The sequence below is a fragment of the Sporosarcina sp. P29 genome (assembly GCF_002743265.1).
Lineage (GTDB): Bacteria > Bacillota > Bacilli > Bacillales_A > Planococcaceae > Sporosarcina.
This window is the reverse complement of record NZ_PDYX01000011.1, coordinates 22,281-34,834: the sequence shown is the minus strand read 5'-3', so window position 1 is coordinate 34,834 and position 12,554 is coordinate 22,281. Positions and strand designations below refer to the sequence as shown.

The 12,554-nt window shown below is 42.8% G+C and carries 15 protein-coding genes; 5 read left to right on the top strand and 10 right to left on the bottom strand.

The window, feature by feature from the left end:
* Positions 1-9: 9 nt before the first annotated feature.
* Positions 10-1,131: a glycerate kinase gene (locus CSV68_RS10765; RefSeq protein ID WP_099662130.1), complete on the bottom strand. Its 1,122-nt coding sequence runs from the start codon at positions 1,129-1,131 to the stop codon at positions 10-12.
* 553 nt (positions 1,132-1,684) lie between these two features.
* On the opposite strand from CSV68_RS10765, the gene CSV68_RS10760 reads away from it, so the two are divergent.
* Together CSV68_RS10760 and CSV68_RS10755 are read left to right on the top strand one after the other, a co-directional pair.
* Complete coding sequence (locus CSV68_RS10760; protein WP_099662129.1) at positions 1,685-2,188, top strand: DUF2243 domain-containing protein; 504 nt, start codon at positions 1,685-1,687, stop codon at positions 2,186-2,188.
* The gene (locus tag CSV68_RS10755; protein WP_099662128.1) at positions 2,178-3,011 is read left to right on the top strand and encodes a cytochrome c oxidase assembly protein; all 834 of its coding nucleotides are present in this window, start codon (positions 2,178-2,180) and stop codon (positions 3,009-3,011) included. Before CSV68_RS10760 ends, CSV68_RS10755 begins: the two co-directional genes overlap by 11 nt.
* A 30-nt stretch (positions 3,012-3,041) precedes the next feature.
* On the opposite strand, the gene CSV68_RS10750 is transcribed toward CSV68_RS10755, so the two are convergent.
* From CSV68_RS10750 to CSV68_RS10740, 3 genes are all read right to left on the bottom strand, one after another.
* Positions 3,042-3,464: a PaaI family thioesterase gene (locus CSV68_RS10750; protein WP_099662127.1), complete on the bottom strand. Its 423-nt coding sequence runs from the start codon at positions 3,462-3,464 to the stop codon at positions 3,042-3,044.
* Positions 3,465-3,526: 62 nt separating this feature from the next.
* Complete coding sequence (locus CSV68_RS10745; protein ID WP_099662126.1) at positions 3,527-3,853, bottom strand: YnfA family protein; 327 nt, start codon at positions 3,851-3,853, stop codon at positions 3,527-3,529.
* Positions 3,854-4,102: 249 nt separating this feature from the next.
* Entirely contained in the window at positions 4,103-4,612 is a 510-nt protein-coding gene (locus tag CSV68_RS10740; RefSeq protein WP_099662125.1) for a YfiT family bacillithiol transferase, read from the bottom strand.
* 166 nt (positions 4,613-4,778) lie between these two features.
* Between CSV68_RS10740 and CSV68_RS10735 the strand changes: the two genes are divergently transcribed.
* On the top strand, positions 4,779-5,513 hold the full coding sequence (locus CSV68_RS10735; protein ID WP_099662124.1) for a MerR family transcriptional regulator: 735 nt from the start codon (positions 4,779-4,781) through the stop codon (positions 5,511-5,513).
* An 81-nt stretch (positions 5,514-5,594) separates the two neighbouring features.
* On the opposite strand, the gene CSV68_RS10730 is transcribed toward CSV68_RS10735, so the two are convergent.
* Entirely contained in the window at positions 5,595-5,849 is a 255-nt protein-coding gene (locus tag CSV68_RS10730) for a GlsB/YeaQ/YmgE family stress response membrane protein (RefSeq protein WP_099635373.1), read from the bottom strand.
* A gap of 243 nt (positions 5,850-6,092) precedes the next feature.
* Between CSV68_RS10730 and CSV68_RS10725 the strand changes: the two genes are divergently transcribed.
* On the top strand, positions 6,093-7,145 hold the full coding sequence (locus CSV68_RS10725; RefSeq protein ID WP_099662123.1) for an FUSC family protein: 1,053 nt from the start codon (positions 6,093-6,095) through the stop codon (positions 7,143-7,145).
* Between the two features lie 255 nt (positions 7,146-7,400).
* Positions 7,401-8,246: a DegV family protein gene (locus CSV68_RS10720; protein WP_099662122.1), complete on the top strand. Its 846-nt coding sequence runs from the start codon at positions 7,401-7,403 to the stop codon at positions 8,244-8,246.
* 79 nt (positions 8,247-8,325) lie between these two features.
* On the opposite strand, the gene CSV68_RS10715 is transcribed toward CSV68_RS10720, so the two are convergent.
* The 5 genes from CSV68_RS10715 to CSV68_RS10695 form a co-directional block, all read right to left on the bottom strand.
* Positions 8,326-8,928, bottom strand: coding sequence for a protein kinase family protein (locus tag CSV68_RS10715; protein ID WP_099662152.1), 603 nt, complete (start codon positions 8,926-8,928; stop codon positions 8,326-8,328).
* Between the two features lie 317 nt (positions 8,929-9,245).
* Complete coding sequence (locus CSV68_RS10710) at positions 9,246-9,899, bottom strand: VTT domain-containing protein (RefSeq protein WP_099662121.1); 654 nt, start codon at positions 9,897-9,899, stop codon at positions 9,246-9,248.
* A gap of 611 nt (positions 9,900-10,510) precedes the next feature.
* Positions 10,511-10,777 (bottom strand): hypothetical protein, encoded by a 267-nt coding sequence (locus tag CSV68_RS10705; protein WP_099635377.1) that lies wholly within the window; start codon positions 10,775-10,777, stop codon positions 10,511-10,513.
* 71 nt (positions 10,778-10,848) lie between these two features.
* A complete protein-coding gene (locus tag CSV68_RS10700; RefSeq protein ID WP_099662120.1) occupies positions 10,849-11,895 on the bottom strand; it encodes a threonine aldolase family protein in 1,047 nt (348 codons plus the stop codon).
* A 106-nt stretch (positions 11,896-12,001) separates the two neighbouring features.
* Entirely contained in the window at positions 12,002-12,493 is a 492-nt protein-coding gene (locus CSV68_RS10695; protein WP_158233513.1) for a DUF4825 domain-containing protein, read from the bottom strand.
* Positions 12,494-12,554 lie beyond the last annotated feature (61 nt).

The window sequence follows — 12,554 nt, the reverse complement described above, 5'->3', positions numbered from 1 at the left end:
TAATACATACTATTTTCTGTTTTGCAAAACTACAGAAGTTTGATCCTCCAATAAACTTGCTGCGTTAGCCATCAATTCGGCCAATGACTTCTCTCCGTCATCCAACGCATGCAATTCAGAGAACCATCCGAGCAGCTCTTGACGTGCCGATTCATCAATAGTCCCTGAAATGACCAGGACCGGAACACCCTCTGCTTTCGCAAGCTTCGCGATGCCCATTAATGCTTTGCCGGCAAGCGTTTGTCGATCCGTCTTCCCTTCACCTGTCAGAATAAGGTCTGCAGTTGATAGATGCTTTGCAAAATCTATCGCCTCAAGCACGACACCGATTCCACTTTCTAGACGTGCGCCGCAATAGGCAATTAACGCACCCGCACTTCCACCTGCTGCACCCGCTCCGTGCAGCTCATGCAAACGTACGCCTGTGACGCTTTCAGTCTCATCCGCAAAATGCTCTAAGCCTTCATCCAAATCCAAGACCATTTCCGGATTCGCTCCTTTTTGCGGGCCGAAAATAACCGACGCTCCTTGTTCTCCTACGAACGGATTCTCCACGTCAGACGCAATGCGAATGTCCGCCTCCAACAACCGCTTATCCAGTTTTGATATATCGATTTCGTCGAATACAGAAAGCGTAGTGCCATTCATTTCCAACGGCCACCCGGCTGCTTTAAATTTCACTCCAAGAGCTTCAAGCAGACCTGCGCCTCCATCATTCGTCGCACTGCCCCCAAGCCCAATGATCAATTTACGATATCCTTGGTCGAGCGCATGGAGGATCAATTGCCCTGTACCATATGTAGACGCTTTCATCGGATCGAGTTCTTTTTTTGTAAGCAACATCAACCCGGATGCCTGGGCCATTTCAATAACCGCCGTCTCTCCGTCACCAAGCACACCTAGATGCGCATCGATTACTCGGCCGAGCGGATCTCGCACAGATACCGTTTCGATTGTCCCACCAGTAGACGAAATCAGTGCATCAAGCGTCCCTTCACCTCCGTCTGCAACAGGTAAACGTATGATTTCTGCGTGCGGAAACACTTTTTTTACTCCATTAGATAGAGCCTTGGTCGCTTCTTCCGCACTCAAACTCCCCTTAAATGCATCAGGCGAAATGACAATTTTCACGGCTCACACTCCCTTTACTCGTATTCTAGCAGATTTTGCGGGAAAAGTTACCGTTAAATAGTGGATGATTAAAGTATTTTTATAATGAAGGCTTTTAGAGATGTTGTTTTGTTGGGGGATTTTTGCTCTAAGGGGGAGCTTATTCGCTCTATGTGAGTCTGTATCCGCTCTATCAGGCAGTCGTTCCGCTCATAGTTGGACGTTAACCGCTCTATCACGATGGATTCACGCTCTATGTCAACCTGGATACGCTCATACTTCGAGGGCGAGTGCTCTAAACAAGGCTTACGTAGTGTCGGCGCTCTATGAACTCACGCATCCGCTCTATCAGGCCGTCGTTCCGCTCATAGTTGGACGTTAACCGCTCTATCACGATGGATTCACGCTCTATGTCAACCTGGATACGCTCATACTTCGGGAACGAGCGCTCTAAACAAGGCTACGCAATACATCCGCCCTATGAGCCTGTCCTACAGCCCACAACATCCATCAATGTATTAATTCCCCCATCCTCAGGGAACACTACGTATGTGAGGAAAGGAGCAGTATATAAATGGCGGTCATGAAAGTGGAAAATTGGTCGAATCGAAAAACATATCAAAAGAGAAATCTCTGGGCGGGTATATTATTCGGGCTCGGGTTTGTGGCATTTTTGGATGAGACACTGTTTCATCAGCTGCTGCATTGGCACAAGTTTTATGATAAATCTACTGTGGCGGTTGGCTTGGTGTCGGATGGTTTGTTTCATGCGTTTAGCTGGTTTGCGACGGTGGGCGCGTTGTTTTTGGTAGCGGATTTGCGTAGGAGGAACGCGTTATGGCATAAGATGTTCTGGGGTGGTAAGTTGCTCGGTGGCGGCGCGTTCCAATTGTATGATGGAACCATTCAACATAAGGTCATGCGCATTCATCAGATTCGTTATCATGTAGATATCGTTCCATATGATGTCGTGTGGAACGGCGCTGCGATTGTGATGATTGCGGCGGGTCTGTTGTTAATCAAATCAGCGCACCAGGATGCCCGATCGGCGGACAGGCTGGTGCTTCATGCCACATGATGCTTATCTCAGTGCAACCGATTGGCTGTTTGGGACGCTTGCGGTGTTGGCCATTCTGTTATACGGGGGCGCAGTATTTTATTCCAATCGGCAAAGACGTTTGCGAAAATGGCCATACAAACGGAGCGTGTTGTGGATCGCAGGCGTATTCGCTTCAGTAAGCGCTGTTGTCGGACCTCTTGCCGAACTGTCGCATGCTCATTTTACTTGGCATATGTTGGGCCATCTCTTGCTCGGCATGCTCGGTCCCCTCCTATTGGCTCTCGCTGCTCCTATGACGTTAGCGCTGCGGACACTTCCCGTTCGGCAGGCTAGGAAGGTAAGCCACTTGTTAAAAAGCCGACTCGCGGGGTTCTATACACATCCCGTCACTGCTTCCGTTTTGAACATCGGTGGGCTTTGGTTGTTATACACGTCGGGTTTGTTTGAGTCCATGCACCACCATCTCTGGCTGCATATCGTGATCCATATACACGTGTTTGTTGCGGGTTATCTATTTACGATTTCTCTGTTATACATTGATCCCGTCTCTCGCCGCTATAGTTTCCGCTACCGTACGACAGTCTTTATTGTAGCTCTTGCGGGACACGGTATTTTATCCAAATTATTATACGCTTATCCGCCTGCCGGTGTGCCGATTGAAGAGGCGCGAGCAGGAGCGATGCTGATGTATTACGGTGGCGATGCGGTGGATCTCGTGATCATCATTCTATTGTTTAACAGCTGGTATCACTTGACCAAACGTCAACATCATCACGGTACATCTACTCCCGCTAGTCAGACGTATGCAAATGAAACAACACAAAACGCACCCGCTAGCTAATGGGTGCGTTTTAGTTTCTAGCTTTTTCATTCATTGTTCTGATACAACCGTCATAATCGTCCCTTGGGCAGTGGCACAAATCTTCTCTTCCCCATCCTTGACAGCGAAAACATCACAGCGACAGACGGCTTGACGTTTACCTGCAGAAATAACTGTCGCCCGAGCAATTATTTTTTCACCTATTGCGGGCCGTACATAGTTGATTTTGTATTCAGCGGTCAATACGTTCGGACCTAGAACGGAACCACCTACAAAAGTCAACGCGTTATCCGCTGCATAACTAATAACCCCACCGTGTACAAAGCCATGTTGCTGTAGGACGTGTTCCGTGATGGGAACTTCCAAAACTACTTCCCCTGTAGTAAACTCCAGCAAATTCGTTCCCAATAGCTTGCTGAAAGATTGGGCTTCTAGCGCTTGTTCGCCGATATGAAAAATTTCATTTTGCGTCATGTGATCGTCCTCCCCTTATCGAATGATGTTCATCATTTTCATACTCTGTTATCCATTCACTGTTACGATCTCGGTGCAAACAATATGACGGACACGCCAATTAGACAAATACCCGCCCCTAGGAAATCGTACAAATCAGGAGTTTTTTTATCAATTCCCCATCCCCATAAAACGGATAGACAGACGAACACGCCTCCGTACGCCGCATACACTCTGCCAAAAGTCGGGAATGTTTGGAATGTGACTACTACGCCATATAAAATTAACGCAATGCCCCCAACTAATCCGAACATTGCGGATTTTCCTTCGCGCAACCATTGCCAAATCAAATAACCTCCACCGATTTCAGCCAAGCCGGCCAGCAGAAATATCACCACGACCTTTAACATTAGTAAACCTCCATTTACTCACTTCGGGTAACCAAGCTTGAACTACAGTCCTAGCCATGTAATATGTAAACACCAAATGAATTATATAAGATCTTTTCTTGAAAACTAGTACGCACTACAGCATAATTCTGACAATTTAAAAATAAGGTTGACTTCATTTTGAGCAGATGACTTAGCATGGAGTCAATAAAAAAACTGCCACTCCCTCAATGTGAAGAAGTGGCGGGGTTCATACGATGTAAAACGCGCTTATTTCGCCAAAGCCATTTCAATATGCGCTAAATGATGTTCTTCATGCCAAGCTAGCTTCGCGATTTTTTTCGCTACTGCGATCTCGCCGTTTACTTGATGAATAAATGTTCGTTGCAATTGCGCTTCCGTCAGACTATTGCCTAACGCTACAATACGCTCATTGATTCCTTCGAGCATTTTAATCGAAGGCTCAACCGGTAGCTCCGTGTCAGGTAGTACAGCCCACTTCTCTTGATCAAACGCGGGTGCTGTTGGATTGTCGTCTGTTAACGCAAGCTTTAGTCGCTGATACATCGTCAACTGCGAGTCTGCAATATGATGCACCAATTGACGAACGGTCCACGCACCTTCGCGATACGTTTTATTCAACTCTTCGTCATTCAATGAATCTACAGTTTCCCTCAATCGAGTTGTGTAGGTTTCAATTTCTTGTACCCACTGTTGAATATCTTTCAGCGTTACATGTTCAGGAACATGTAATTCTCCGATCGGAAATCGACTATCCATGACGAATCCCCCCTTTTCATTACCTCATTATCCCATAAACTATCTAACTATTCTATTTATTGAGCGATAAAAAAGTAATTCCAATTATTTTCGAAAATCCTACTGAATGTATTGACCCTCACGTTACGTCACACTTTATACTACATAGTATAAGGAGGTGCTCAGGATGAAAATGAAGGTAAAGCAAGTCGCGGAGTTAGTCGGTATTAGTGTGCGCACGCTTCATCACTACGACGAAATCGGATTATTAACACCCGAGGAGACGACAGACGCGGGGTATCGCTATTACTCCGAACAAAACCTTGAGACTTTGCAGCAAATACTCTTTTTCAAAGAACTCGACTTTCCGTTGAAGGAAATAAAGGAAATTCTCAGTGATCCGTCATTCGATCGCCAGCAAGCTCTTCAACTGCATCGAAAACTATTGCTCGAGAAGCGCGAACGGATCGATCAAATGATTGCGACGATCGATAAAACCACACAATATGTAAAAGGAGAGATTCACATGTCGAACGAAGAGAAATTTAAAGGATTTAATTTTAGTCATAACCCATATGAAGAAGAAGCGCGAAAATTATGGGGAGCAAAAGCGGTCGATCAATCAAACGCTTCATTCAAAAATAACGCAGTCGGAGAAAAGATGAATGATATCTATCGGAAATTGGCTGATCTCAGAAACACTCCGCCTGAATCCACGGAAGCACAAACAGCTATTTCGGAATGGTATGAGTTTTTGAATACGCAAACAGGCCATCATTACTCATTAGAAGCATTTAAAGGTTTGGGACAAATGTACGTAGCTGACGAACGCTTCACGACGAATATCGATCAATTCGGTGCTGGTTTGGCTCAATTTATGTGTGAAGCCATGACATTCTTCGCAGATAATAATGAACAATAAATATCCGCTTGCATAACGTATAGTACTCCATAAAAAAAGGGCTCCCCCACAACAATTCGGGTAGCCCTCTTTTCTATCTAGTTACCTTCTTTTCTGTGCTGCTTTCATAATATAACTTACGATGATGACAAAAATCAGCGCCCCTACAATAGCCGGTACGACATAAAAGTCACCTAAGCGCGGTCCCCAACTGCCAAATAAATTCCCACCAATCCACGCACCTATAATTCCTGTAATAATATTTCCAACGATACCGCCTGGAACACTTTTGCCAATGATTAAACTAGCAAACCAGCCAATTACACCGCCAATTATTAAATATAAAAGGATACTCATTTCACACACCCCTTCTCCTATTTTCCCACGTATTCAATACTCTATTTCCGAACATCCTAATGTAGTGATCGAGTTCTACCCTTATTCATAATCTATTCCTAATTACAGTATTGTATTCCTCAAATAAAAATCTGTGTAGGTGCATGTATGCAAAAAGTTCCGCTCGTACGTTCCGGTGGTCGAGGATGATAGAATGTACTACAGTACTAAATATACGTAGTTAGAACTGGAGGTTATAACCGTATGCGATCCTTTCATTTCAATGGCAGTCGAATAGTGAAAACGGGGATAGCCATCTTTTTAACGGCAATTATTTGTGAATGGTTTAATTGGCCACCAGTATTTGCTGTGATCACGGCGATTGTGACGATTGAGCCCACTGTCAGTGATTCCATTAAAAAAGGGCTTATTCGATTTCCTGCATCGGCTATCGGTTCTGCATTTGCCGTCTTCTTTATCACGCTTTTCGGGAATTCCCCGATTACCTATACATTAGCGGCGGTGGCCACCATTTTAGTCTGTTACCGATTAAACTTACATGCTGGTCTACTCGTTGCCACATTGACAGCGGTCGCCATGGTCGAAGTTATTCACAGCAACTATTTATTCGCCTTTTTCATTCGACTCGGCACGACTACTATCGGCTTGCTCGTGTCCACCATAGTAAATATGTTGGTCTTCCCACCTAACTACCGAAGAGATATTGTAGAAAACATCCAACGTATTAGTGAGCGAGCTGGAACTATAATGGAGCGGACATTTCGAACGATTTTATATGACGCACACACAAACCGCGGAGATGAGCTAAAGACCATTAAGCAACTGACGAAGGAAATTAAGAAAACGGAAACATTGATTCATTTTCAACGGAATGAATCGAAATTGTATCCATGGGTCAGAGGAAAAGAAAATGAATTGCTTATGGCAGAAAAGCAGCTATTATTTTTACATAATCTCGAATTTCATCTCGGCGCTTTACTTAATATACCGGAACAACATATCTCTTGGACGTCGGAGGAACGCGACCGGATCATGCAGGCTGTAACGGAGCTTGCCGATGACTTGAAACATTCCATCGATTACGATCCGAAGAAGCATGGGTCCCAATTAAAAAACGTCACCGACATTTTCTGGGACGACAATAAAGAAATCACCAATAGTGAGGATAGACATCCAAGTCAATTCCCACCAGAGTTTGTCGTTTTGTATGAACTCATCACTATTTATAACTTAGTGGATCAATTTTACGAACCTTCCAGCGTAAAATTAACGCCTACCGCTAAAGAATCAAAGTAGCTTTACTAAAGCTACTTTTTTCTTCGGACGGATGGTAAATTCAGCCTTCATAAACCATATCTGTAAGACTCTCTGTTAATCCCTACACTTTCATTCATTCTCCTCTTAAACATATGTTCAATTTATGACTGCACACACTATAATTCGACAAGATATGACAACTGTCACTAGGTCTTGGCCAATCCGTAGTGTACGTTATGAATAGATGTTTGCTAGTCCCTATACGAAATTTATAGTTTGAGGAGAAATTTATTAATGAAGAAGATAGCTTGGATTACGGATTCGGCAGCGCAATTAGATGAGGCTTTCATTCAACAACATCGTGTATCAGTACTTCCCCTTGGCGTAGTGTTTGAAGATCGATGCTATAGAGAATCACTAGATCTTACAAAAGATGAGTTTTACGATAAATTACGTGCAGCTAAAGGTTCACCTAAAACCTCCCAGCCTACCATTGGTGAGATGACTTCGTTATATGAAAAACTACAGGCAGAAGAATATGATTTTGCGATTGCTGTGCATTTATCCAGTGGACTTTCAGGTACATTTGAAAGCGCTCAATCTGCAGCTAAGATGACAGACTTCCCCGTGTATCCTATTGATTCGAAAATTGGTTCGTTTCCAATGATCAAAATGATTGAGATGGGGAATGAACTGTTTGCAGAAGGTAAAGGACCCGAAGAAGTCGTGGAAGCCCTTACTGCTATGACTTCAAATTCTAAGTTATCGTTTATCCCAGGCGGTCTAGGCCAACTGCATAAAAGCGGTCGGGTATCAGGAACACAAGCATTCTTAAGTAATTTACTAAATATAAAAGTTCTCATTAGTTTTGAGAACGGAAAAGCCGTGATGACGGAAAAAGTGCGGTCCATGAAGCGGGCAAAAAAACATGTTACTTCCCTACTCCGTACCGATATGGAGAAAGGCTCTGTGCCAGAAGTAGCGGTTATTCATTGCCATAATTTAAAGGACGCTAACATATGGAAGGACGAGCTACTGAAAGAATTTCCGACAGTACATGTTCAAGTTGTTTCACTGAGCGTTTGTGTAGCGGTGCACGCAGGTGAAGGAACGACAGGATTGAGCTGGGTCACCTATTGAATATATAAAAGGACCGAATCCATTGTGATTTCGGTCCCTTTTTTTATTACACACTAAAACTCGTTAGTGTATGCATCCTTCATAACCGATAGGACGGTATGAGTCCCCTTTTATACAAGAACGCCACAATATTCAAGAACGTGCTCGGGACTTTCTTCCAAAAAAATCGTTTCCGGTAAAATTGTCGATGGGCTCTTTTTAAATTGCGCCACTGCTGGCAGTCCTTTTTCTGTCTATATCGCGCCACGTCGATCAGTCTCACTTGATCATCAGGTGTAATAAATATATTGCGCAAATGAATATCAGAAGGATTTAATCCTGTATCGGCTGCTAGCGATAAGGCGTAATCGATTTCTGTAATATGAGCGTCTGTAATGACTCGCCCATTTGTCATACAATCAAAAAGTGTATTTCCTTCGACGTAATCCATCACTACATAATTCGCTCCTGTTTCATAAATACATGGAAAATAGTGAATATCCTTCAGTGTTTGATAAATCTCGGCTTCTTCCTTCGCGATGTACACAGAATTAGGAAAGAATACTTTAATTGCCTTGTTCGAGCATTTGACTCGGAAAACAAACGCACTTCTCCCTGTTCCGACGAGCTGCAAAGATGGATGGAAGTCCACCAGACGATTCTTTTTATTTATGACAATGGAATGTACAAGTTCCTGATACATACTCAAAATGTAACCTCCAGTAGTTTTCAAAAATAAAAAAGAGACATCAAAACCAATTAACGGCTTTGATGTCTCTCTACAACTAAAAGAGACCTCACCAAATAATTGGTAAGGTCTCGCAAACAACATAAGTTGCCAGTAGAGCCGAGGATTCACATCCTGTATTGACGACTTTTACTGTACTAGCTACTCCCCTTAACGGAAGTGTTCGTATAATTCTATAGGTTCACTTTAAAACGAATCGGCTTATATGTCAACTAACTACGAACGTATTGCTATTTGTCGACATGATTTCAGTATAAATCGACTGATTCTTCTCACCGCACAGCTTGACTGCTAAATTTACTTTTCATAATACCAACTAACGCTGGGAAGACAGATAAAAAGATAATCACAAGCAATACCGTAGAAAAGTTTTCTTTAATAATAGGAATATTGCCGAATAAATACCCCAACATGGTGCATATACCTACCCAAAATGCCGCTCCAACGACATTATAGAAAGCAAAGTACCGGTAATTCATGCGGCTCGCGCCTGCAACGAACGGAGCGAATGTCCGAACAAACGGCATAAAGCGAGCAATCAGGATGGTTTTCCCGCCATGCGTATTAAAGAACGTCTCCGCAGCTTTCATTTTCTTTTGGTTTATGACTTTCCCTAGCAAACTGTTAGGAGAAATGGACATCCCCACTTTACGACCAATATGGTAGTTCACTGTATCGCCCAGAACAGCAGCAACGAAGAAGACGGCGACAAGGAACCAAATATTAAAAGCATCTAGAGCCGCAAATGCACCGCCTGCGAAAAGCAGGGAATCCCCAGGTAGAAATGGAAATATCACTACCCCAGTTTCAATAAAAACGATTAGAAATAAGATGACGTACGACCAGCCGTCAAATATTTGAATGATATCGACCAGATGCTCATCAATGTGCAAGATGAAGCTGATTAGTCCTTGAATGAGGTTCATGTAAAGGCTCCTTTTTGGGAAAAATGACTTTGTCGCTATGCAAGTGAGGATACCAGATGTTTATTCATCGTCAATCTACTTTACGTTCGGCGAATGGTATTTATCCTTAAAAAGTGCTAAGTCGGTAAAATAAATAGGATACATTTCATTATGTTTTCCATAACAGACTAGACGTTCACCGTCATATAAGCACTGAGAAGACCTATCCGTATAGAGTCAGCTTGTAGTTTGTGTAATGCTATCAGGTCGTATTCTGTTTAGTACACCTACTAGCGTAGATTTGTAAGAGTAGTGCTTCACTTCCAGTTACAGCCCATATAACAAGCATAAGTAGCGCCAAAACAGCATCACCGCCAATTGACATGCTGAAATCGCTTCATCTGCCTTCCCTATTTTCACTCTCTAGGATGCCATATAAACACAAAAAGAGACCTCACCAAAAAAAACGGGTAAGGTCTCGCATCCAACGTGAATTGCCAATAGAGCCAAAGTTCTTCATCCTGTAGCGTCAAATTCCACTAGAATAACTACTTCGCTTAATGAAAGTTAAACGCATAGTACTAGATATTCACTTAAAACCAACCTTCTTACATGGCAAAAATCACGAGTAGTTATTCTTTAATAGTATCCACAAGTCGTTTGGCGTCTACCATCGACATGCCTTTAAATTCCCTCAAGTACTTCACCGTATTTACGACACCGAGAGTTTTTAATTTTTCTTGCGCATCAGTGATCAATTCATTCTGACTTTCGACTGGACGCAATCTATGATTCTCTGCCTTCAATACTTTAATTTGTCTGGCTTGTCCTAGAATGAGCAATATAAATCCTACATTCGCAAAAGTGAGTCCTACAATTACTAGTTCATCCATATTCATAAACAAATCTCTCCTAGTAGAAGCGGGGCCTGATTTACTATCAGTCGTAATTCAACGCCATCCAGACAGTATTAGGTAGTAATACATAGCAGGTGCAAATCATTCACGAACATATCCACATGTTCCTTCTTAGTAGACCAGCTTGTACAAAAACGAACCGCACTATGTGTAGCGTCGATCTTTTCCCAGAAGGAGAATGAATACTTCTTGCTTAACTCCGTCATGACGTACTCTGGGAGAATCGGGAATTGCTGATTAGTTGTGGAATCATAACGCAACGCAAATCCGTTCTCGACAAATGCTTGACGAAGAATAGACGCCATTTCCACAGCGTGCTTTGACACTTCATAATATAAACCGTCTTCAAACAACGTTTCAAACTGGATCCCTAACAGTCTTCCTTTAGCGAGCAAGCCGCCTCTTTGTTTAATGTAATAGCGAAAATCCTTTTTCAGTGAATCATTTGTAATGACAACCGCTTCACCAAACATCGCACCGACTTTCGTTCCGCCAATATAGAACACATCACAAAGTCGTGCATAATCCGCTAACGTGATATCATTATCGGCCGAAGCCAAACCATATCCTAATCGAGCGCCGTCGAGTATTAATGGCAACTGATATTGTCCACAGACTTCACTCAAAGCTTCCAATTCCACCTTCGTATAAGTCGTTCCATTTTCTGTAGGATTAGAAATATACACAAGTCCAGGCTGCACACTATGCTCAGGACTCGCTTCATTCAAGTGAGCATCCACTAATTGCTTTACTTGCTCGGCCGTGATTTTCCCGTCTTCGCTAGGCAAAGTGAGCACTTTATGTCCAGTAGCTTCAATCGCTCCCGTTTCATGTGTCGCGATATGTCCACTCTCCGCAGCAACAGCTCCTTGATATGAACGTAAAATGGACGCAATGATCGTAGTATTCGTTTGAGTTCCCCCTACTAAAAAGTGCACATCCGCCTCATCAGCTTCGCACTCTTTCCGAATATACTCTCTAGCTTTTTCGCAGTGTTCATCCATACCGTATCCAGGAGTTTGTTCTTCGTTTGTCTCAATCAATCGTTGCAGAATCCGTGGATGAGCGCCTTCCGTATAATCATTTTCAAATCGTATCATCGTTGTCCATCTCCAAATATGCCTGATTTTTTCTGCAATTATACCATAGAATGATGGGTTTCTGTTGTAACTCAAATTGTTCTCATAATGATGAATATTTTGATTTTTATTCAATGAACAGCTGGTGTACTCCGTTCACATCCTGTAACTTGTCTGCAATGAAAACATTCAATTCTTCTTCATTCGTAAAGTCGTGTAACTCTTTACCATACCAGTCCTGCAATTTCGATTTGCTGATTGTATAGGTAGTGTCTCCAAAATCAAAGACAACCCACTGTGCATTATCGATTAGCGTGAATAAGTAGCTAGCATTATATACTGCCGCCTCTTTATACTCACTTTCCTCCATTGAAGCACCCATATGTTCATATTGGATCGTCATTCCATAAGGTTCTGTTTTGGTTTCCAGTGAAACTCCTTCAAACTGATCAGCATAAGGCAGTTGCTCAATTATATGAATTACTGCACTGTTATCGCCAATAAATGATTTTTTGTACTCAAATAGATCTTCATTTGGTGCATCGGTAGTGGAACTGCAGCCGCTTAGGAGGAACACTAGTATGAATGAAGACAAAAAGTCTTTTGTGATGTTTTTCATGGTATTCTCCTTTGGTAAAATGTTTTTCTCTTTCGCGCAATGAACATGACGATAGACGTTA

What these genes read in the sequence shown, in the direction of transcription:
- CSV68_RS10760 (WP_099662129.1), top strand. Translation starts at nt 1,685, where the DNA reads ATGGCGGTCATGAAAGTGGAAAATTGGTCGAATCGAAAAACATATCAA.
- CSV68_RS10755 (WP_099662128.1), top strand. Translation starts at nt 2,178, where the DNA reads ATGCCACATGATGCTTATCTCAGTGCAACCGATTGGCTGTTTGGGACG.
- CSV68_RS10750 (WP_099662127.1), bottom strand. Translation starts at nt 3,464, where the DNA reads ATGACGCAAAATGAAATTTTTCATATCGGCGAACAAGCGCTAGAAGCC.
- CSV68_RS10745 (WP_099662126.1), bottom strand. Translation starts at nt 3,853, where the DNA reads ATGTTAAAGGTCGTGGTGATATTTCTGCTGGCCGGCTTGGCTGAAATC.
- CSV68_RS10740 (WP_099662125.1), bottom strand. Translation starts at nt 4,612, where the DNA reads ATGGATAGTCGATTTCCGATCGGAGAATTACATGTTCCTGAACATGTA.
- CSV68_RS10735 (WP_099662124.1), top strand. Translation starts at nt 4,779, where the DNA reads ATGAAAATGAAGGTAAAGCAAGTCGCGGAGTTAGTCGGTATTAGTGTG.
- CSV68_RS10730 (WP_099635373.1), bottom strand. Translation starts at nt 5,849, where the DNA reads ATGAGTATCCTTTTATATTTAATAATTGGCGGTGTAATTGGCTGGTTT.
- CSV68_RS10725 (WP_099662123.1), top strand. Translation starts at nt 6,093, where the DNA reads ATGCGATCCTTTCATTTCAATGGCAGTCGAATAGTGAAAACGGGGATA.
- CSV68_RS10720 (WP_099662122.1), top strand. Translation starts at nt 7,401, where the DNA reads ATGAAGAAGATAGCTTGGATTACGGATTCGGCAGCGCAATTAGATGAG.
- CSV68_RS10715 (WP_099662152.1), bottom strand. Translation starts at nt 8,928, where the DNA reads ATGTATCAGGAACTTGTACATTCCATTGTCATAAATAAAAAGAATCGT.
- CSV68_RS10710 (WP_099662121.1), bottom strand. Translation starts at nt 9,899, where the DNA reads ATGAACCTCATTCAAGGACTAATCAGCTTCATCTTGCACATTGATGAG.
- CSV68_RS10705 (WP_099635377.1), bottom strand. Translation starts at nt 10,777, where the DNA reads ATGAATATGGATGAACTAGTAATTGTAGGACTCACTTTTGCGAATGTA.
- CSV68_RS10700 (WP_099662120.1), bottom strand. Translation starts at nt 11,895, where the DNA reads ATGATACGATTTGAAAATGATTATACGGAAGGCGCTCATCCACGGATT.
- CSV68_RS10695 (WP_158233513.1), bottom strand. Translation starts at nt 12,493, where the DNA reads ATGAAAAACATCACAAAAGACTTTTTGTCTTCATTCATACTAGTGTTC.